The 20,519-nt window shown below is 69.6% G+C and carries 15 protein-coding genes; 10 read left to right on the top strand and 5 right to left on the bottom strand.

All coding sequences use genetic code 11. From position 1 onward, the window contains the following. Positions 1-9 precede the first annotated feature (9 nt). Positions 10-2,043, bottom strand: a complete 2,034-nt coding sequence (locus HNQ58_RS01205; RefSeq protein WP_183946955.1) for a translocation/assembly module TamB domain-containing protein — start codon at positions 2,041-2,043, stop codon at positions 10-12. A gap of 27 nt (positions 2,044-2,070) precedes the next feature. Between HNQ58_RS01205 and HNQ58_RS01200 the strand changes: the two genes are divergently transcribed. The 9 genes from HNQ58_RS01200 (at position 2,071) to pilH (ending at position 13,959) form a co-directional block, all read left to right on the top strand. Then, positions 2,071-2,772, top strand: a complete 702-nt coding sequence (locus tag HNQ58_RS01200; RefSeq protein ID WP_183946954.1) for an Hpt domain-containing response regulator — start codon at positions 2,071-2,073, stop codon at positions 2,770-2,772. A gap of 71 nt (positions 2,773-2,843) precedes the next feature. Next, positions 2,844-4,211, top strand: a complete 1,368-nt coding sequence (gene purB / locus HNQ58_RS01195; protein WP_183946953.1) for an adenylosuccinate lyase — start codon at positions 2,844-2,846, stop codon at positions 4,209-4,211. 220 nt (positions 4,212-4,431) lie between these two features. Then, positions 4,432-5,628: a cupin domain-containing protein gene (locus tag HNQ58_RS01190; protein WP_183946952.1), complete on the top strand. Its 1,197-nt coding sequence runs from the start codon at positions 4,432-4,434 to the stop codon at positions 5,626-5,628. A 30-nt stretch (positions 5,629-5,658) separates the two neighbouring features. After that, entirely contained in the window at positions 5,659-6,630 is a 972-nt protein-coding gene (locus tag HNQ58_RS01185; RefSeq protein ID WP_183946951.1) for a GNAT family N-acetyltransferase, read from the top strand. 217 nt (positions 6,631-6,847) lie between these two features. After that, positions 6,848-9,685, top strand: coding sequence for a 2-oxoglutarate dehydrogenase E1 component (locus tag HNQ58_RS01180; RefSeq protein ID WP_183946950.1), 2,838 nt, complete (start codon positions 6,848-6,850; stop codon positions 9,683-9,685). A gap of 49 nt (positions 9,686-9,734) precedes the next feature. Further along, positions 9,735-10,931, top strand: a complete 1,197-nt coding sequence (gene sucB, locus HNQ58_RS01175) for a dihydrolipoyllysine-residue succinyltransferase (RefSeq protein ID WP_183946949.1) — start codon at positions 9,735-9,737, stop codon at positions 10,929-10,931. A 92-nt stretch (positions 10,932-11,023) separates the two neighbouring features. Next, positions 11,024-12,457 (top strand): dihydrolipoyl dehydrogenase, encoded by a 1,434-nt coding sequence (gene lpdA, locus HNQ58_RS01170; RefSeq protein ID WP_183946948.1) that lies wholly within the window; start codon positions 11,024-11,026, stop codon positions 12,455-12,457. 62 nt (positions 12,458-12,519) lie between these two features. Then, a complete protein-coding gene (locus HNQ58_RS01165) occupies positions 12,520-13,515 on the top strand; it encodes a YhdH/YhfP family quinone oxidoreductase (RefSeq protein ID WP_183946947.1) in 996 nt (331 codons plus the stop codon). Positions 13,516-13,584: 69 nt separating this feature from the next. Then, a complete protein-coding gene (pilH, locus tag HNQ58_RS01160; RefSeq protein WP_183946946.1) occupies positions 13,585-13,959 on the top strand; it encodes a twitching motility response regulator PilH in 375 nt (124 codons plus the stop codon). A gap of 212 nt (positions 13,960-14,171) precedes the next feature. On the opposite strand, the gene HNQ58_RS01155 is transcribed toward pilH, so the two are convergent. Both HNQ58_RS01155 and HNQ58_RS01150 read right to left on the bottom strand, forming a co-directional pair. Then, positions 14,172-15,050 (bottom strand): DnaJ C-terminal domain-containing protein, encoded by an 879-nt coding sequence (locus HNQ58_RS01155; protein ID WP_183946945.1) that lies wholly within the window; start codon positions 15,048-15,050, stop codon positions 14,172-14,174. Positions 15,051-15,182: 132 nt separating this feature from the next. Further along, positions 15,183-15,632 (bottom strand): Hsp20/alpha crystallin family protein, encoded by a 450-nt coding sequence (locus tag HNQ58_RS01150; protein ID WP_183946944.1) that lies wholly within the window; start codon positions 15,630-15,632, stop codon positions 15,183-15,185. A gap of 139 nt (positions 15,633-15,771) precedes the next feature. Here HNQ58_RS01150 and HNQ58_RS01145 point away from each other — a divergent pair, with 139 nt between their 5' ends. Further along, positions 15,772-16,251 carry a peroxiredoxin gene (locus HNQ58_RS01145; RefSeq protein ID WP_183946943.1) on the top strand — a complete coding sequence of 160 codons (480 nt, stop codon included), beginning with the start codon at positions 15,772-15,774 and terminating at the stop codon, positions 16,249-16,251. 251 nt (positions 16,252-16,502) lie between these two features. Here the strand turns inward: HNQ58_RS01145 and gyrA are convergent, their stop codons facing one another. Both gyrA and mtnA read right to left on the bottom strand, forming a co-directional pair. Next, on the bottom strand, positions 16,503-19,115 hold the full coding sequence (gene gyrA / locus HNQ58_RS01140; protein ID WP_183946942.1) for a DNA gyrase subunit A: 2,613 nt from the start codon (positions 19,113-19,115) through the stop codon (positions 16,503-16,505). A 190-nt stretch (positions 19,116-19,305) separates the two neighbouring features. Next, a complete protein-coding gene (gene mtnA / locus HNQ58_RS01135; protein ID WP_183946941.1) occupies positions 19,306-20,355 on the bottom strand; it encodes an S-methyl-5-thioribose-1-phosphate isomerase in 1,050 nt (349 codons plus the stop codon). Positions 20,356-20,519: the final 164 nt, after the last annotated feature.

Raw genomic sequence — 20,519 nt, 5'->3', positions numbered from 1 at the left:
GAGAACTCCTTATCGGACGATGGGTGTCTGACCCTCGGTTGCCGCCTTCAGCCGGTCGACCAGTACCGGCCAGTCGACCCGGCGCTGGAAGCCGACCACGGTGATCCGCGGCAGGCCGGCGCCTTCGACGATGGTATAGCCCTGCCCCGCTGAACCGATACCGTCCATCAGGCACACGTCGTCGGCCAGCCGGCATCTGATGCCGATCCGTTCGTAGCCGAAGCTGCTGAAGCGGCGCAGCAGCTGGTTCTGCAGGCCGGCGACAAGCCCGCCGCCGCCGATGTTGGAGATGTCCTGCACGGCGCGCTGGCTGATCCGCCGGCGGCCACGCCAGGCCGGGTCGGTGTGCAGGTCGGCGTCGAAGGCGACCGGCGACCAGTCCAGCAGGCGCAGCCCGGCAATGCGCCCCTGCAGCCGGCCGGTGATCTCGCCGAAGCCGAAGGCCGCGGTGAGCGGCTCCAGGTCCAGGCCGGAGAAATCGACGTCGGCGCTCAAGGTCGGCGCGACGCCGAAAGGGCGTTCCATCGACAGCGCGCCGATCCGCACCTCGCCATCGAACAGGTTCATCGTCAGCCCTCCGTCGAACTGCAGCCGGTTGTCGGCGTAGTGCGCGGCGGGGATGCGGCCGCTGAGGCTGCCGGTGAACGGCGGCCAGCCGAGCCGTTGCGACAGCTGGGCGAGGTCCAGGCCCCGCAGCTCGATGCCGAGCCGGGCACGGGCGCCGGTGGCGCCGAGCGGCGGCGTGAGCCTGAAGTCGTCGAGCCGCAGGCTGCCGGCGAGCACGTCGAGCACGACCGGCGACGCCAACCGCAGTTCGCGGGCGCTGCTCTCCAGCGGGAAGCGCGCGGCACCGAGGCCGATGCCGTAGATCGCGCCGCTGGCCCAACGCAGTTCGCCACGCTGCGGCGGCGCGGCGGCGGTCCAGTGCAGGTCTCCGGCGAGCCCGGCGAAGCCGAAGCGGCCGGCCGGATCGACGATGTTCACCTCCTGCGGTCGCAGGCGCATCGTGCGTGGGCCGTCGGCATCGAGCGCGAGCGCGGCCTCGGCCGCACCGTGCAGTTGCAGGTCGGCCAGGCCGGCCAGCCCCAGCCAGCCGCTGAGGTAGCGCTCGCGCAACGTGGCCAGGTCGTCACTGCGGGCGGTCAGGTCCAGCGCGGCGAGTCCGGAGTCGGCATCCAGGACCAGGCTGCCTTCCAGCGCGAGCGTCCGGCCGTCGCTCCAGCGCAGGCGTGGGAGGCGCCAGCCGCCCGCACCGCGCTGCTCGCCGGCCAGTTCGAACGGCAGCGCCGTCGCCGGCAGCGGCACGTACAGCGTGCCGGCCAGCAGCTCGCCGCCGCGGAATTCACCGCGCAGGCTCAGTTGCTGGTGCCGCCCGTCACTGCGGTAGTCCAGCCGCGCATTCGCCGCGACGCCTTCGGCGGCCAGCCAGCCGTCGGGCGTGTCCAGCCCGATGCCGGCCAGGCGCAGGTCACCTGCCACCTGCAGCGGCGCGTCGGTCGGTGTGCGGATGCGCAGCTCGCCGTCGACCCGTCCGGCCTGCGGCCGCCCTTCCGCCCACAGCGTGGCGAGGAAGGATTGCAGCCAGGCCACCGGCACCCGCTCCAGCAGCAGCCGCGTGTCGTCCGGCGCGGCGACGTGGCGGCGCAGGCCGATCCGGCTGCGTCCCTGCGCCAGGTCGACCTCGGTGGCCACCGACGAGACGGCTACCGCCAGACGCTTGTCGGGATGGCCGGCGCTGCGCAGCGTCCCCTCGCAGCGCCAGTTGCCCTCGCCGTCCCGAGCCAGCGGGCAGCGCCAGTCGAGCGTGGCGAAGCGGTAGCCGAAGTCGCCGGCATCGAGGCGATCGACGCTGACGACGAGTTCGCCCTGCGTCGCTTCGTCGGGCCAGCGCAGTTCGAGCCGCAGCCCTTCGGCCCGCGCCAGTCCGGCGTCCAGTGCGGCGATCTCCGCCCGCAGCGTGCGCGCGGCGGCCGGCTGGACCAGCCACAGGCCGGCCAGCAGGAGCAGCCACTTGCCGCCTGTCCCTGCGCTCTGCATGCTCACAGCATAGTCGTTGCTAGGGATTCGGCGATGAACACTGCACTCCGTCTGCTGCTGGTCGAGGACGACCCGGTCAGCGGCGCCTTCCTCACCGCCGCGCTGGAAGCGCTGCCGGCCATCGTCGATCTGGCCACCGATGCCGCCCAGGCCCGGCGACTGGCCCGCGTGCAGATCCACGCCCTGTGGCTGATCGACGCCAACCTGCCCGACGGCAGCGGCGAGCGACTGCTCGCCGACCTGCGCGCCGGCCTGCATGCCGACGCGCCGTCGGTGCCGTCCGCGCTGGCCCTGACCGCCGACCCTTTCCCGGAACGCCATGCCAGCCTGCGCGCGGCGGGTTTCGCCAAGGTGCTGACCAAGCCGCTCGATGGCGAGACCCTGCGCACGGCCGTGCTGGCGCAGCTTGCCGGAGACACGTCGGCGCCACCCCGGCCGGACGGAGGCCCGTGGGACGAGGCCCGCGCATTGGCGGCCGCTGGCGGCCGGATCGAGACGGTGCTGGCGCTACGCCAGCTCTTCCTCACCGAACTGCCCCGGCAGCGCAGCGCGATCCGGCAGGCACTGGCCGCTGGCGACGCGACCACCGCGCAGGCGACGCTGCATCAGCTCAAGGCGGCCTGCGCTTTCGTCGGCGCGACACGACTGCTCGACGCCGTGCGCGCACTGCACGCGACACCGGCCGACGACGTGGCGCGCGCAGCCTTCGAGCGTGAGTGCGACGCGCTGATCTGACGGCGCACGATGAAGGGGCGACCGGCCCGGCAGTGTAGAATTTGCCGTTTCCCGCTGCCGCCGCGCCCGCCATGACCGACGCCGCCCTCACCGCCCTGTCCCCCATCGACGGCCGCTACGCCGCCAAGGCCGAGGCCCTGCGCCCGATCTTCTCCGAGTACGGCCTGATCCGGGCGCGGGTGAAGGTCGAAGTCGAGTGGCTGCTGGCGCTGGCCGCGGAGCCTGGCATCGTCGAGCTCGCACCGTTCTCCGACGCCGCCACGGCCCGGCTGCGCGCGCTCGCCGACGGCTTCTCGGTGCAGGACGCCGCGCGGGTCAAGGCGATCGAACGCACCACCAACCACGACGTCAAGGCGGTGGAGTATTTCCTCAAGGAGCGGCTCAAGGACGATGCCGGACTCGCCCCGGCGCTGGAGTTCGTGCACTTCGCCTGCACCTCCGAGGACATCAACAACCTCAGCTATTCGCTGATGCTGCGCGAGGCGCGCGCGGCGGTGCTCGGGCCGATGCTCGACGCGCTCGCCGGCAAGCTGCGCGCGATGGCGCACGAGTACGCCGCGCTGCCGATGCTCTCGCGCACCCACGGCCAGACCGCCTCGCCCACCACCGTCGGCAAGGAGATCGCCAACGTGCTGGCCCGGCTGCAGCGGCAGCGGCGCCAACTCGACGGCGTCGAGCTGCTGGGCAAGATCAATGGCGCGGTCGGCAACTACAACGCCCACGTCGTCGCCTACCCGGGGGTCGACTGGCCGGCACTGTCGCGCCGCTTCGTCGAGTCGCTCGGGCTGACCTGGAACCCGTACACCACCCAGATCGAGCCGCACGACTGCATCGCCGAGCTGTGCGACGTGCAGCGCCGCATCAACACCATCGGCATCGACCTGTGCCGCGACGTCTGGGGCTACATCTCGCTGGGCTACTTCAAGCAGGCGGTGAAGGCTGGCGAAGTCGGCTCCAGCACCATGCCGCACAAGGTCAACCCGATCGACTTCGAGAACGCCGAAGGCAACTTCGGCGTCGCCAACGGACTGTTCGAGCACTTCGCCGCCAAGCTGCCGATCAGCCGCTGGCAGCGCGACCTGACCGACTCCACCGTGCTGCGCGCGCTCGGCACCGCCTTCGGCCACACCGTCGTGGCGCTGGATGCGCTGCTGCGCGGCTTGGGCAAGCTCAGCGCCAACCCCGAGCGCCTCGCCGAAGACCTCGACGCCGCCTGGGAAGTGCTGGCCGAGCCGGTGCAGACGGTGATGCGCCGCCACGGCCTGCCCAACCCCTACGAACAGCTCAAGGCGCTGACCCGCGGCCACGGCATCAGTGAAGCCGCCATGCGCCAATTCATCGCCGGTCTCGACCTGCCGCAGGACGCCAAGGATCGCCTGCTGGCACTCACCCCGGCCAGCTACACCGGCCTGGCCGAGCGGCTGGCGAAGGAGATTTGACCGCACGCAACTGGCCGCGTGACGCGGGCAGGATGCCCGCCTGCCCTTGAAACGGGGGCCGGAGCGGCAGCGGGCGCGCGGAAGTTGAGTCCCAAGGATCGCCGGCAGGGAGGGCCGGCCGGTCGCGACCGGATCACAAGCCAGCGCCCGCTCCCCCTCGAAAGGGATGAGGGCAGAAACGATCGCGGCTCACACCGCCCCTGCATTCGAGGCTGAAGCCATGCGCACCCCGATCGAAATCGACGCTTCCCGGCTGCCGCCGCTCGGCATGCCGCCCGAACGCTTCCTGCGCGACTACTGGCAGAAGAAGCCGCTGCTGATCCGCAACGCCTTCCCCGGCTTCGTCCCGCCGATCGAGCCCGAGGACCTGGCCGGGCTGGCCTGCGAGGAGGCGGCGCTGTCGCGCATCGTCGTCCACGACCGCAAGCGCGACCGCTGGGAGCTGCGCCACGGTCCGTTCGCCGAAGAGACGTTCCCGAAGATGCCGCGCAATGACTGGACCCTGCTGGTCCAGGACGTGGACAAGTGGGACGCCGACGTCCGCGCGCTGATCGCGCATTTTTCGTTCCTGCCGCGCTGGCGCATCGACGACGTGATGATCAGCTTCGCCGCCCCGGGCGGCTCGGTCGGCCCGCACACCGACCAGTACGACGTGTTCCTGCTGCAGGCCCAAGGCCAGCGCCGCTGGCAGATCAGCACCGATCCGAAGGCGCCGCAGGACTTCCGCGACGACGCCGAGCTCAAGCTGCTCAAGCGCTTCACGCCGACCCACGAATGGGTGCTGGCGCCCGGCGACATGCTCTACCTGCCGCCCGGCGTGCCGCACCATGGCGAGGCGGTGGATGCCTGCCTGACCTTTTCGCTGGGCATGCGCGCGCCCTCGGTGGCCGAGCTGATGGTGGACCTGGTCGAGCACCTGGCCGCCTCGATCCCCGACGAGCAGCGCTACGCCGACCCCGACCTGGCACCCGCCACCGATCCGGCCGAGATCGACGCCGCCGCCTTGGCACGCCTCGATGCCGCCCTGGCCCGGCTCAGGACCATCGACGCCGGCGAACTGCGCGACTGGTTCGGCCGCTTCATCACCACCTACCGCGCGGCCGGCGACCTGAGCCCGCCGGGCCGCCTGCCGACAGCGGCCACGGTGGAGAAAACGCTCTCCGCCGGCGGCCGTCTGCTGCGCCACCCCTTCGCCCGCTTCGCCTGGGCCCGTGCCGGCCGGGGCGCGCGGCTGTACGCGCACGGCCAGGACTACCCGATGGGCGTGGCCGCCGCACGCCGGCTCGCCAATGCCGAGTCGCTCGATGGCGCGGATCTCGCCGCGCTCGATGCCGACGCCCGGGCGGCCGTGATGGCGCTCGTCCGCCGTGGACTTTATCGTCCGCACCGGGCCCGGGCGGACGGCCCGACCCGGTAGCGGGCGAGAGAACAGCACGAGGAATCCCCGATGCGCGCCACCATCGATCCGGAGGCCGGCTTCCACGTCGAACCGGCCGACTACGCCACCGATTTCCAAGACCTGCGCCGCGTCCGCGAGACGGTGTTCGTGCAGGAGCAGAACGTCCCGCTCGAAGAGGAATGGGATGCACTGGACCCCAAGTGCCATCACGTGCTGGCACGCGACGCGGCGGGCCATGCGATCGGCACCGGCCGGCTCACCCCGGAGCGCAAGATCGGCCGCATGGCGGTGATGCGCGACTGGCGCGGCAAGGGCGTGGGCGAGGCGATCATGCACGCCCTGCTCGACCGTGCCCGCGCGCTCGGCTGGCCCGAGGTCAGCCTGCACGCGCAGGTCGCGGCGATCGGCTTCTACCAGAAGCTCGGCTTCGAGCCCTACGGCGAGCGCTTCGACGAGGCCGGCATCGAACATCAGGCCATGCGTCTGGCGCTGACGCCGACCGAGGCCGTGCCGCGCGCGCCCTCCGACCTGCCGCCCGCCGAGCCGCCGCAGCCGGTGGATAGCGCCGAACAGGCCGCCGCGGCGCTGCTGCGGATGATCCCGCTGGCGCGCAGCCTGATCCGTATCTACACCCGCGACCTCGACCCGCTGCTGTTCGGCCGCCCGGATGTGCTCGATGCCCTGCGCCAGTTCGCCACCGGTCGCCGCGGCGCGCAGGTGCGGGTGCTGGTGCAGGATCCGGCCAACGTCCAGCTGCGCCATCATCCGCTGCTGGCGCTGGCGCAACGGCTGGCCAGCACCTTCCACTTCCGTGCGCCGGTCGAGCCGCAGGACGAGCACTACCCGGCCGCTTTCGTCGCCACCGACCGCGGCGGCTTCCTGTTCCGCGCCCTCGGCAGCCGTTTCGAGGGCGAGGCCAGCGCCTGCGCGCCGGCACGGGCGCGCCAGCTGACCGCCCTGTTCGATCCGGTCTGGGAGCGCAGCCGCGTGTGCAGCGAGTTCCGCGCGCTGGGGATCTGAAGCGGGGACGGGACCCGGGCAAGAGCACCAAAGCACCGGCCTCCCGGCCGCCGCGTGATCCAGGTCGGCCCAAGGCCGCGCGTGCCTTGGCTCAGGTTCCGGTGCGCTGCGCCATCGGGCTATAATTGGAAACTTGTCTGCTGCGGCGCAGCAGGCTCCAGAAAAATCCTGCCCCGACAATCCTTTAGCCCCGAACGCACAGGGCCCGGTACTCGCCGTGGAAAGCCTTATCAAGCAGTTCGCTCAGACCTCGCACATTTCCGGCGGCAACGCCGCCTTCGTGGAAGACCTCTACGAGCAGTACCTGGTCGATCCCGACAGTGTCGGGCCGGAATGGAAAGCCTATTTCGACGGCATGAAGGGGCGCGAGGCCGGCGACATCCCGCATTCGGCGGTGATGGCCGGCATCCGGCAGGCGGCGAAGGCCGCCGGCCGGGTCGCGCCGGGCACGGTCTGTGATGAGGACGCCGCCAAGCAGGGGGCGGTGCTCAAGCTGATCACCGCCTACCGCTCGCGCGGCCACCTGCAGGCCGATCTCGACCCGCTCGGCATGATGGTCAAGCCGGCGGCACCGGACCTCGAGCTGGCCTTCCACGGCCTGTCCGATGCCGACCTCGACAGCGAGTTCGGCACCGGCCCGCACTTCGGCGGTCCGGCCCGGATGAAGCTCCGGGATCTGGTCGCCCAGCTCAGGGCCACCTACTGCGGCAGCATCGGCGCAGAGTTCATGCACATCACCGACGCCGAGCAGCGCCGCTGGGTGTACGAGCGTCTGGAGCGCGCCGCCGGCCGCTTCGGTTTCGGCGCCGACCAGCGCAAGCGCATCCTGGAGCGCCTGACCGCGGCGGAAGGGCTCGAGCGCTACCTGCACACCAAGTACGTCGGCCAGAAGCGCTTCTCGCTGGAAGGCGGCGACAGCCTGATCCCGCTGCTGGACGTGCTGGTGCAGCGCGCCGGCGCCGACGGCGTCAAGGAGATCGCCATCGGCATGGCCCACCGCGGCCGCCTCAACGTCCTGGTCAACACCCTCGGCAAGCCGCCGCACAAGCTGTTTGCCGAGTTCGAGGGCAAGTTCGACCACGTCGACGACCCGGCCCACACCGGCGACGTGAAGTACCACATGGGCTTCAGCTCGGACATCAAGACCCCGGGCGGGCCGGTGCATCTGGCGCTGGCCTTCAATCCCTCGCACCTGGAAATCGTCGGCCCGGTGGTGGCCGGTTCGGTGCGTGCCCGTCAGCTGCGCCGCGACGATACCGAGCGCAAGCAGGTGCTGCCGGTGCTGATGCACGGCGACGCCGCCTTCGCCGGCCAGGGCGTGGTGATGGAGCTGTTGCAGATGTCGCAGGCACGCGGTTTCGCCGTCGGCGGCACGGTGCATGTTGTCATCAACAACCAGGTCGGCTTCACCACCTCGCGCGTCGACGACGCCCGCTCGACCCTGTACTGCACCGACGTCGCCAAGATGGTCGGCGCGCCGATCCTGCACGTCAACGGCGACGACCCGGAGGCGGTGGTGTTCTGCGCCCAGCTCGCCCTCGACTTCCGCCAGGCCTTCCGCAAGGACGTGGTGATCGACCTGGTCTGCTACCGCCGCCACGGCCACAACGAGGCCGACGAGCCGGCGGCCACCCAGCCGTTGATGTACCAGAACATCCGCCGCCGCAAGACCACCCGCGAGCTGTACGCCCTCAAGCTGGTCGAGGAAAAGGTGATCGGCGCCGACGAGGCGCAGGCGATGATGGACGCCTACCGCGACCGACTGGATGCCGGCGAGGTCACCGCCGAGGTGGTGCCGCCGGCGGCCGATGCCATCACCGTCGACTGGACACCCTACCTCAAGGGCCGCATCGACAGCCCGGCCGATACCCGGGTGGCGCCGGACCGGCTGCAGACACTGGCTGACCGGATCTTCCAGATTCCCGAGCAGGTCAAGCTGCACCCGCGCGTGGCCAAGATCTACGAGGACCGCCGCAGGATGGCCGCCGGCGAGCAGCCGATGGACTGGGGCTTCGCCGAGAACCTCGCCTACGCCACCCTGATCGACGAAGGCTTCAAGCTGCGCCTGGTCGGCCAGGACGCCGGCCGCGGCACCTTCTTCCACCGTCACGCGGTGCTGCACGAGCAGACCACGGGCGAAACGTACTGGCCGCTGCGCCAGCTGGTCGACAAGCCCGAATACGTCACCATCATCGACTCGTTGCTGAGCGAAGAGGCGGTGCTGGCATTCGAGTACGGCTACGCCACCGCCGACCCGACCACGCTGACCATCTGGGAAGGCCAGTTCGGCGACTTCGCCAACGGCGCCCAGGTGGTGATCGACCAGTTCATCGCCTCCGGCGAGGCCAAGTGGGGCCGCCTGTGCGGGCTGGTGCTGTTCCTGCCGCACGGCTACGAGGGCCAGGGGCCCGAGCACAGCTCGGCGCGCCTGGAGCGCTTCCTGCAGCTGTGCGCGCTGGACAACATGCAGGTCTGCGCGCCGACCACGCCGGCGCAGATGTTCCACATGCTGCGCCGGCAGATGAAGCGCGCCGCCCGCAAGCCGCTGGTGGTGATGACACCCAAGTCGATGCTGCGCCACAAGCTGTCGGTCTCGACGCTGGACGACCTCAGCGGCGGCGGCTTCCAGTTGCTGATCCCGGACAGCCAGGTCAAGAATGCCAAAAAGACCAAGCGCGTCGTGGTCTGCGCCGGCAAGGTCTATTACGACCTGCTGGAAGAACACGAAAAGCGCGGCCTCGAGGACGTCGCGCTGGTGCGCGTCGAGCAGCTGTACCCGTTCCCGCGCGCCGAGCTGTCGGCCGAGCTCAAGCGCTTTGCTGCGGTCACGGACGTGGTGTGGTGCCAGGAGGAGCCGATGAACCAGGGCGCCTGGTACCAGATCCAGCATCATCTGCGGGCCTGCCTGCAACCCGGGCAGCACCTGCACTACGCCGGCCGCGGACGTTCGCCCGCCCCGGCCTGCGGCCATTTCAACCAGCATGTGGCCGAGCAGGCCAAGCTGGTCGACGACGCGCTCGTCGGCAAGCTCAACGGCGACCTCGCCGCCGAATGATCCCGACCCTCGCCCTTCCCCACGACCGACGCAACCCAGGACCCCGTCCATGAGCACCGAAGTCAAAGTCCCCGTCCTGCCGGAATCCGTTTCCGACGCCACCATCGCCAGCTGGCACAAGAAGGTCGGCGACGCCGTCAAGCGCGACGAGAACCTGGTCGATCTGGAAACCGACAAGGTCGTGCTGGAAGTGCCCTCGCCGGTGGACGGCGTGCTCAAGGAGATCAAGTTCCAGGCCGGTGACACGGTGACCAGCCAGCAGGTCATCGCCCTGATCGAGGAAGGCGCGGTCGCCGAAGCCAAGGACGAAAAACCCGCCACCGAGGCCGAAGAAAAGAAGGCCGAGGCCCCCAAGGCCGCCAAGGCCGCCGCGCCCGCCACGAAGAAGGCCGGCACCGCCGAGTTGTCGCCGGCCGGCCGCCGTGTCGCCGAGCAGCACGGCATCGATCCCGCGCAGGTCGAGGGCACCGGCCGCGGCGGCCGCGTGACCAAGGAGGACCTGGTCAACTACATGAGCGGCAAAACCGGTGCCGCGCCGTCCGGCGCCCGTCCGGAGCAGCGCGTGGCGATGACCCGCATCCGCCAGCGCATCGCCGAGCGCATGATGGAGTCGAAGAACTCCATCGCCATGCTCACCTCTTTCAACGAGGTGAATCTGCGCGAGGTGATGAAGATGCGCAAGACCATGGGCGAGCAGTTCGAGAAGGCCCACGGCATCAAGCTCGGCTTCATGAGCTTCTTCGTGAAGGCCGCCGCCAACGCGCTGCAGCGCTTCCCGATCATCAACGCCTCGGTCGACGGCAGCGACATCATCTACCACGGCTACGCCGACATCTCGATCGCCGTCGCCACCGACAAGGGGTTGGTGACGCCGGTACTGCGCAACGCCGAGTCGATGAGCTTCGCCGAGGTCGAGCAGGCCATCGCCGACTACGCGAAGAAGGCCCGCGACGGCAAGCTCGCGCTGGAAGACCTGCAGGGCGGCACCTTCACCATCACCAACGGCGGCACCTTCGGCTCGCTGATGTCCACGCCGATCGTCAACCCGCCGCAGTCGGCGATCCTCGGCATGCATGCCATCAAGGAGCGTCCGGTGGTGGAGAACGGCCAGGTGATCGCCGCGCCGATGATGTACATCGCGCTCAGCTACGACCACCGCATCATCGATGGCAAGGACGCGGTGCTGTTCCTGGTCGACATCAAGAACCAGCTCGAGAACCCGCACCGCATGCTGCTGGGCATGTAAGCGGCGCGGCTGTGAGCGGTGAGCGGCTGGTTCCGCTGACCGCTCAGCGTTCTCCTGCGCACACCCCCTGAATATCGACGACCGGAACGACCATGAGCGAACAGCAGAACTTCGACGTTGTAGTGATCGGCGGCGGCCCCGGCGGCTACGTGGCGGCGATCCGCGCCGCGCAGCTCGGCATGAAGGTCGCCTGCGTGGACGCCTTCAAGGCCAAGGGCGACGGCAAGCTGGCGCTGGGCGGCACCTGCCTCAACGTCGGCTGCATCCCGTCCAAGGCGATGCTCGATTCCTCGCGGCAGTTCCACAACCTGACCCACATGTTCGCCGACCATGGCATCACGGCGGACAACGTGGCCATCGACGTCAAGAAGATGGTTGCCCGCAAGGACAAGATCGTCAAACAGTTCAACGGCGGCGTGGCGCAGTTGTTCAAGGCCAACAAGGTCACCGCCTTCCACGGCTTCGGTACCCTGCACCCGGAGCGCGTGGTGAAGGTCAAGCTGCACGACGGCGGCGAAGCCGTGCTCAAGGCCACCAACGTGATCCTCGCGGCCGGCTCGGTGTCGATCGAGCTGCCGTTCGCCAAGTACGACGGCAAGTACATCGTCGACAACATCGGCGTGCTCGACTTCGAGGAGACCCCCAAGCGTCTGGGCGTGATCGGCGCCGGCGTGATCGGCCTGGAGATGGGCAGCGTGTGGCGCCGCCTCGGCGCCGAGGTGACCATCCTGGAAGCGCTGCCGGACTTCCTCGCCGCCGCCGACGCCGACATCGCCAAGGTGGCCGCGCGCGAGTTCAAAAAGCAGGGCCTGGACATCCGGCTCGGCTGCAAGGTCGGCAAGGTCGAGGTCAAGAAGAACGAAGTCCATCTCACCTACAACGACGGCAAGGAAGACCAGACCCTGGTCGTCGACAAGCTGCTGGTCTCGGTCGGCCGCCGCGCCGCCACCGAGGGGCTGCTGGCCGAGGGCACCGGCGTCAGGCTCGACGGACGCGGCATGATCGAGGTGGACGAGCACTGCCACACCGGCGTCGAGGGCGTATGGGCCATCGGCGACTGCGTACGCGGCCCGATGCTGGCGCACAAGGCCTCGGAGGAAGGCATCGCGGTGGCCGAGATGATCGCCGGCCTGCCCGGCCACGTCGACTTCAACACCGTGCCGTGGGTGATCTACACCGAGCCGGAAATCGCCTGGGTCGGCCGCACCGAGAAGCAGTGCAAGGACGAGGGCATCCCGTACAAGGTCGGCACCTTCCCGTTCGCCGCCATCGGCCGCGCCGTGGCGATGAATGAAACCGCCGGCATGGTGAAGGTGATCGCGCATGCCGAGACCGACCGCATCCTCGGCATGCACCTGTGCGGCCCGAACGTCTCCGAGCTGGTGCATGAAGGCGTGGTGGCGATGGAGTTCAAGGGCTCGGCCGAGGATCTGGCACGCATCTGCCATGCCCACCCGACCCTGTCCGAAGCGGTCCACGAAGCCGCCCTGGCAGTGGACAAGCGCGCGATCCACAAGGCCAACTGAGCCGCAGCTTCCGCCAGAGGGCGCCTGCGGGCGCCCTTGGCCTTCCAGGAGACAGCAACAGCATGAGCGTCCCTGCCGCCTTCCGCGCCTTCCGCATCCACCATGACAAGGCCGGCTATCGCGCCGGGCTGGAAACGATCGGGCTCGACGACCTCTCACCGGGCGAGCTGGTGATCCGTGCCGCCTACTCCAGCGTCAACTACAAGGACGCGCTGGCCGGCACCGGCGAGGGCAAGATCCTGCGCCGGTTCCCGCTGGTCGGCGGCATCGACGTGGCCGGCCATGTGGTGGCGTCGAGCGATGCGCGCTTCAGGGAAGGCGACGCGGTGCTGTGCACCGGCTGCGGGCTGTCGGAGACGCGCGACGGCGGTTATTCGGAGTACGTGCGGCTGGAGTCGCAATGGGCGATCCCCCTGCCGGCCGGGCTCGACCTGCGCGAGGCGATGATCCTCGGCACCGCCGGTTTCACCGCCGGCCTGGCCCTGTTCCGGATGATGCAGAACGGCCAGACCCCGACGATGGGCCCGGTCGTGGTGACCGGGGCCACCGGCGGCGTCGGTATGCTGGCGATCGACATCCTCACCCGCGCCGGCTACGAGGCACATGCCATCACCGGCAAGTTCGAGCAGTTGGACTTCCTGACCATGCTCGGTGCCAGGCAGGTGGTCTCGCGCCGCGATCTCGATCTGGGCCAGCGCCCGCTCGAAACAGCGATATGGGCCGGCGCCATCGACAACGTCGGCGGCGAGATGCTGGCCGGCCTCACCCGCGTCATCAAGCCGTACGGCAACATCGCCAGCTGCGGCCTGGCCGGCGGTCACACGCTGTCGACCACGGTGATGCCCTTCATCATCCGCGGCGTGAGCCTGCTCGGCATCGCCTCGGCCGGCACCGCGCGCGACATCCGCGAGCAGGTCTGGCAGCGCCTGGCCTCGGACTGGAAGCCGGCCCACCTGCCGGCGATCTGCACGCGCGAAGTGGGTCTCGACGAACTGCACGAGGTCTTTCCGCGCATGCTGCAGGGCGAGTCCTTCGGGCGGACCCTGGTGCGGATCTGATCCATCCTGTGGACATGTCCGGCCGCGGGGCTACAATCGCGGCGGCCGAATCCCCCGAGAGCGCATCCGATGGCACGCATCCTGATCGTCGACGACTCGCCTTCCCAGCTGCTGGGCATGAAGCGGGTCATCGAGAAGCTCGGCCACGAGCCGCTCACGGCCGAGGACGGCGCCGCCGGCGTCGAAGTCGCCAGGCGAGAGCTGCCGGACCTGATCCTGATGGACGTGGTGATGCCGAACCTCAACGGCTTCCAGGCCACCCGCGCGATCACCAAGGATCCGCTCACCGCCCACATCCCGGTCGTGCTGGTGACCACCAAGGACCAGGAAACCGACAAGGTCTGGGGGATGCGCCAGGGCGCCAAGGCCTACATCGTCAAGCCGTTCAACGAAGCGCAACTGACCCAGGTCGTCAACGAGCTGCTCGGCCCCAAGGCCGGCTGACCCCGCCGCGTGTCCCGACGCGTTCCGGAGCCTGCGAAAGCAGGCGCGTCGCGCGAGCCTTGCGCTGGCGAGTGCGCCGCATGCACGGGCCGAGCCCGCCGAAGGGTCCGCTACCGCCCCCTGTCCCGGCCCCGGCATCGCGAACCTGGCGCCGGCGCCCGGCTTGGCACACGAAGCCTGCCGGGCCAGCCTGGAACCATGCTCTGCAGCCCTCAGCCCTGGCCTGCGTCGCCCCCGAAGGCCTTGGCCATGTCGCGGTAGACCTGTCGCTGGCGGTCGTTGGCGGCACGCGGGGCGCGGATCTCGATCTCGACGATCTGGTCGCCGCGCGGCTTGCCGGGCAGGCCGCGGCCGCGCAGACGCAGCTTGCGGCCGGCGTCGGAATCCGGCGGCACCTTGAGTTCGACCGGCCCACCCAGCGTCGGTACGGTGACGGTGGTGCCGAGCGCGGCCTCCCACGGTGCGAGTTGCAGGGTGTAGATGATGTTGCGGCCGTCGACCTCGAACTGTGGGTGCGGCTGGTAGTCGATCTCGATCAGCAGATCGCCACGCCGGCCGGCGCCACCCTGCCCCTGTCCGGCCAGACGGATCACCTGTCCGGGACGGATGCCGGCCGGGATCTTCACCTCCAGGGTGCGCCCGTCCACGTTCAGCCGCTGGCTGCCGCCCGCATAGGCCACCTCCAGCGGAATCGCCAGCCGCGCCCGCACATCGCCACCGGACGCCGCCTGCGGACGCCCGCTGCGCATGCGGCCGAACAGCGACTCGAAAAAGTCGCTGAAACCGCCGGCGCCCTCGTCGAAATCGAAATCGAACCCCTGCGCCCCGTGCTGGCCGAAACCCGGCGGCGGGCGGAACTCCTCGCCCGCCCGGTAGCCGCCGGCACGCAGCTGGTCGTACTGCGCCCGTCGGACCGGATCGCGCAGCACCTCGTAGGCCTCATTGACGGCCTTGAACTTCTCCTCGGCCCCTGGCTCCTTGCTGACGTCGGGGTGGTACTTGCGCGCCAGCCGGCGGTAGGCGGCCTTCAGCTCGGCCTCGCCGGCGCCGGGTTCGACGCCGAGCGTGCTGTAGTAATCCTTGAACTGCATGGCGTGAGCTTATCCATCGCATCGGGACGTCGCGAAGTGTGCGCGAACCCGACACAAAAGAACACGGCCCGCGGCTCAGCACCGCAGGCCGTGCGAGCGGGTGCCCGTGAGGGCCCCGGCCCGTCGTCGCGGTCAGCCGCCGTTGACGGTGATGCGGCGCGGCGTGGTCTCGGGCTTCTTGGGAATGTCGATCTGCAGCACGCCGTTCTTGCCGCTGGCGGTGATGCCGTCCGGGTTGGCGCTGTCCGGCAGCGCGAAGCGGCGGTAGAACACGCCGTGCTGGCGCTCGATCCGCGAGTAGCGGTCGGTCTCCTCACGGGTCTCCGACTTGCGCTCGCCGCGGATCGACAGGATGCCCTTGTCCATGTTGATCTCGATGTCCTTCGGATCCACACCGGGGATGTCGGCGAAGATCACGAAGCGCTCGGGTTCTTCCTTGATGTCCACCCGGGGCACCCACTGGCTGGTCACCACGTTGGACTGGTCGGCGTCGGTCTCGCTGAAGAAGCGGTCGAAGACCTGCTTGATTTCTTCCTGGAGGCTGTTCTGCACCGCCCAGGGGTTGTAACGCACGATGCTCATGGTCGATCCTCCTGCATGCTTGGCCGGGGCGAACCCCGGCGGGCCGGGGCTGCCATGCCCGGATAGATGGGGATTCCAGCCGTGAGTTCAAGCCCCGCTGCTACACTCCGCTCCCCATTCCGCTGCACACGAGGCCACCATGAGCATCCGGGTCGGAGACAGGATTCCCCGCGCCACCCTCAACGTCCTGCGCGACGGCGTGCAGGCCGTCGATACCGACGAGATCTTCGCCGGCAGGAAGGTCGTGCTGTTCGGCGTACCCGGCGCATTCACGCCCACCTGCTCGGCCAGGCACCTGCCCGGCTTCGTCGAAAGGATCGACGAGTTCCGCAAGCGCGGCATCGAGGTCGCCTGTCTGGCGGTCAACGACGCCTTCGTGATGGACGCCTGGGGCAAGAGCCAGGGCGTGCCCGACGATCTGCACATGCTGGCCGACGGCAACGGCGCCTTCACCCGGGCCCTGGGGCTGGAGCTGGACGCGACCGCTTTCGGCATGGGCCTGCGCGCCAGGCGATTCGCGCTGTACGCCGAGGACGGGGTGGTCAAGCAGATCCACGTCGAGGCGCCGGGCGAGTTCAAGGTCAGCAGCGCGGACTACGTGCTCGAACACCTCGACTGAGGGCGGGACTCGGGTCCCGGGGCTCGGGAAAGAGCACCGGAACATCGTCATCCAGGCACGAGCCGGGACCCGATTCTCTGCTGAAGCCGAAGATCGCAGCGGCAAGGCCTCCGGCGCGGACGAAGCCGCCTCACCCCTCCCCTCGCGCTGGGGGCAGGCTCGTCGAAGCACCGGGATGCCGCTCCCGCGGCATGACGAACAAGGGCGCCCGGCGGCGCCCTTGTTCGTTTCAGCCGGGCGGACCGCCCGTCTCAGGCTGTGGGCTGCGGGGCCACTTCGTGCGTGGCCGTCCGCGGCAGGTCCCCGCGTTCGCCTTCGCCATCGGCTTCCTCCTCGGCGATCGCATCCACGCGCTCGATCGCCTGCAGCTTCTCGCCCTCGGCCAGGCGCATCAGGGTCACGCCCTGGGTGTTGCGGCCGACCTGCGAGATCTCCGCCGCGCGGGTGCGCACCAGTGTGCCCTGATCGGAGATCAGCAGGATCTCGTGCTGCTCGGTGAGCTGGATCGCACCGACCAGCGGCCCGTTGCGCTCGGAGGTCTGGATGGCGATCACGCCCATCGTGCCGCGGCCCTTGCGCGGGTATTCCGCCAGCGCGGTGCGCTTGCCGTAGCCGTTGGCGGTGGCGGTGAGGATGTCGCCGTCGCCATCGACCACGATCAGGCTGACCACATGCTCGCCCTCGGCCAGGCGCATGCCGCGCACGCCGGTGGCGGTACGGCCCATCGAGCGCACCTCGCTCTCGGCGAAGCGCACCGCCTTGCCGTTGGAGGCGAACAGCATCACGTCGCGGCTGCCGTCGGTGAGCTGCACGTCGACCAGGGCATCGCCCTCGTCGAGATTGATGGCGATCTTGCCGCGCTGCAGGCGGAAGGCGAATTCGGTCAGCGGGGTCTTCTTGACCGTGCCATTGCGGGTGGCGAAGAACACGTAGTGACCCTCGGCGTACTCGCGTACGGGCAGCACGGCCTGCACCTTCTCGCCTTCCTCCAGTGGAATCCAGTTGACGATCGGGCGGCCGCGCGCGTTCGGGCCGGCCTCCGGCAGCTGGTACACCGACAGCCAGAACACGCGGCCGGCGCTGGTGAAGGTCAGCAGGGTGTCGTGGGTGTTGACCAGCCACAGCTTGTCGATGAAATCCTCTTCCTTCGTCGCTGCCGCCGCGCGGCCCTTGCCGCCGCGGCGCTGGGCGCGGTAGGCGCTGACCGGCTGGCGCTTGGCGTAGCCGGCATGCGAGAGCGTGACCACCACGTCCTCGGGCGCGATCAGGTCGAGGATGTCCAGGTCCTCTTCGCTCTGGCGGATCTCGGTGCGGCGCGCGTCGCCGAACTCGGCACGGGTGGCGCGCAGCTCGGTGCGGATCACGTCCAGCAGCACGTCCGGGTTTTCCAGGATGTCGATCAGGCCGCGGATGGTATCGAGCAGCGCGCGGTACTCGTCGGTGAGCTTTTCCTGCTCCAGGCCGGTGAGGCGGTGCAGGCGCATCTCGAGGATTTCCCTGGCCTGCGCTTCGGAGAGCTGGTAGCCGTCCTCCAGCAGGCCCAGACCCGGCGCCAGATCCTCCGGGCGCGAGGCTTCGGCACCGGCCGCAGACAGCAGCGCGCCGACCATGCCCGGCGGCCAGCGCCGCGCCAGCATGCGCTCGCGCGCGACCTGCGGATTCTCCGAGGTCTTGATCAGCTCGATCATCTCGTCGACGTTGGCCAGCGCGACGGTCAGGCCTTCGAGGATGTGGGCGCGGGCGCGCGCACGGCGCAATTCGTAGATGGTGCGCCGGGTCACCACCTCGCGGCGATGGCGCACGAAGGCTTCCAGCATCTGCTTGAGGTTGAGCAGCTGCGGACGGCCATCCACCAGCGCCACCATGTTGATGCCGAACACCGACTCCATCGGCGTCTGCGCGTACAGGTTGTTGAGCACCACCTCGGCGCTCTCGCCGCGCTTGACCTCGATGTAGATGCGCATGCCGTCCTTGTCGGACTCGTCGCGCAGTTCGGAGATGCCTTCGAGCTTCTTCTCCTTCACCAGCTCGGCGATCTTCTCGATCAGCCGGGCCTTGTTGACCATGTACGGGATCTCGGTGACGACGATCGCCTCCCGGCCGGTGCGGTCGTCCACCTCGATCTCGGCACGCGCGCGTATGCGCACGCGGCCGCGGCCGCTGTGGTAGGCGGCGTGGATACCGGCGGTGCCGTTGATGATGCCCGCGGTCGGGAAGTCTGGACCGGGGATGTACTCCATCAGCTCGCCGATGCCGATCTCCGGGTTGTCGATCAGCGCGATGGTCGCGTCGATCACCTCCGAGAGGTTGTGCGGCGGGATGTTGGTGGCCATGCCCACGGCGATGCCGGCCGAGCCGTTGACCAGCAGGTTCGGCACCCGCGTCGGCAGGACGGTGGGTTCGAGTTCCTTCTCGTCGTAGTTGGGCTGGAAGTCGACCGTGTCCTTGTCGATGTCGGCCATCAGCTCGTGCGCCAGACGCGACATGCGCGCCTCGGTGTAGCGCATCGCCGCGGCGGCGTCGCCGTCGATCGAGCCGAAGTTGCCCTGGCCGTCCACCAGCAGGTAGCGCAGCGAGAACGGCTGCGCCATGCGCACCAGGGTGTCGTACACCGCGGTATCGCCATGCGGGTGGAACTTGCCGATCACGTCACCGACGATTCGGGCCGACTTGTAGTAGGGCTTGTTGCTGTGCGCGCCGAGCTCGTTCATCGCGTACAGCACCCGGCGGTGGACCGGCTTGAGGCCGTCGCGGACATCCGGGAGGGCGCGTCCCACGATCACGCTCATGGCGTAATCGAGGTAGCTCTTCCTCATCTCGTCTTCGAGGTTGACGGGGATGACTTCCTTGGCGAGCTCGGACATTCGTTTTTCCGTTTTGTTTCAGCGACTTGAAGCAACTTTATGAAGTTGATTCAAACGACGGTTTCCGACCGTCCGAAAGGCCGGTCGAAAAGACGTGAAATGGTACCACGGACGGGCGCCCCGAAGGGTCCCGTTTCGCGCTCGGAACAAGCACTTGCGGGCCCCGGCGGCAGGCGCGCCAGGGGCCGGATCAGTCGCCGAACACCGCCCGCATCCGCGCCGGGTCGGGACGCTCGATGACGCCCTTCTCGGTCACGATGGCGTCGATCAGTCCGGCCGGGGTCACGTCGAACACCGGATTCCACGCCGTCACGCCCGCGGCCACCGTGCGCTGGCCGCCGTAGCCGAGCAGTTCATCGGGGTCGCGCAGCTCGATCTCGATGTCCTCGCCGCGCGTGGTGGCCATGTCCACCGTCGACGACGGTGCCACCACCATGAACTTCAGCCCGTGGTGCCGGGCGGCGATGGCGAGCTGGTAGGTGCCGATCTTGTTGGCGGTGTCGCCATTGGCGCAGATGCGGTCGGCGCCGACCACCACCCATTGCACCTGACCGGACCGCATCAGATGCGACGCCGCGGCGTCGGCGATCAGGGTGGCCGGGATGCCGTCCTGCTGCAGTTCCCACACGGTCAGTCGCGCGCCCTGCAGCCAGGGCCGGGTTTCGCCGGCGAACACGCGGGCGATGCGGCCGCTCGCCACGCCGGCGCGGATCACGCCCAGCGCGGTGCCGAAACCGGCGGTCGCCAGCGAGCCGGTGTTGCAGTGGGTGAGCACGCCGGCGCCGGGGGCGATCAGCCCGGCGCCGAGCGCGCCCATGCGCCGGTTGGCGGCCAGATCCTCGGCCTCGATGGTGCGCGCCTCGCGCTCCAGCACCAGGCGCCAGTCGGCGCCCGCGCCGGCCAGGGCGCGGCGCACGCGCGCCAGCGCCCACATCAGGTTGACCGCGGTCGGCCGGGCGGCATTGAGCCGGTCCAGCGCCGGGGCCAGCCTGGCCAGCGCCGTGCCGCCGTCCGCCGCCTCCACACCCTGCCCCGCCAGCACCGCACCCCAGGCGGCGGCGATGCCGATCGCCGGCGCACCGCGCACCACGAGATCGCGAATCGCCTGCGCCACCGCGTCGCTGTCGGCGCAGTCGAGGTATTCGACGGTGAAAGGCAGCTTGCGCTGGTCGAGCAGCGAGAGGCGGTCGCCCAGCCAGCGGATCGGACGGACGCGGTCGTAGCGGTCGAAGTCGAGCATCGGAATCCTTGCAGGAGAAAACAGCGGCGAGCTTACCCGATACACCTCGCGGCGGTCCGCGTTATGCTCCGCTCATGCCCGCACGCAAGGCACCCGCCAAGCCCGCCCGGAAGACACCGCGTGGAAAGCCCGCGCCGGCGCCGGCCAAGGTTCCCGCGACAGCC

Origin of the sequence: Rehaibacterium terrae (genome assembly GCF_014202935.1) — a bacterium.
GTDB classification, from domain to species: domain Bacteria; phylum Pseudomonadota; class Gammaproteobacteria; order Xanthomonadales; family Xanthomonadaceae; genus Rehaibacterium; species Rehaibacterium terrae.
This window is presented reverse-complemented; position numbering and strand designations above follow the sequence as displayed.